The organism is Gordonia sp. N1V, assembly GCF_029269935.1.
Taxonomy (GTDB): domain Bacteria; phylum Actinomycetota; class Actinomycetes; order Mycobacteriales; family Mycobacteriaceae; genus Gordonia; species Gordonia polyisoprenivorans.
In genome coordinates this window covers 1-356 of sequence record NZ_JARJDD010000111.1, presented here as the reverse complement: position 1 = coordinate 356, position 356 = coordinate 1, and the positions used below count along the sequence as shown (strand labels likewise).

General features: G+C 66.6%; 1 pseudogene. It reads left to right on the top strand.

The window, feature by feature from the left end:
- Window positions 1-176 (top strand): annotated as a pseudogene (locus P3L18_RS28345) (HNH endonuclease); the annotation flags it as partial.
- Between the last annotated feature and the right edge of the window lie 180 nt (window positions 177-356).

Genomic DNA, 356 nt, shown 5'->3' with positions numbered 1-356 from the left:
TACTCGCCGCGTGGGCGGCCCCCGGAATGAACAACCCCGCCGATCCGGAGTCCCCGACCGGGAGTCGCGAGGACGCTGATCCCGACGCGTTGGCGGCCGCGGCAGCCCGCGATCACCGCGATCAGGTCCAACGCAACCACGACGCGTTGGAAGCAGTCCTGCGCGCCGGACTGGATGCCTCTGAGACGGAGGTGGCATAAACCAGGTCTCCACCCAGTCCAGGACGGTTCACGATGACCCAGGACCATTCTGCCTTGCTCGCCCAGTTCGATGCACTGACCTCCGCTGATTCCGGATCGATGTTCGCTGAGCTGGTCCGTGCCGGACTGCAGGCGTTGATCGAGGCCGAGGCCACC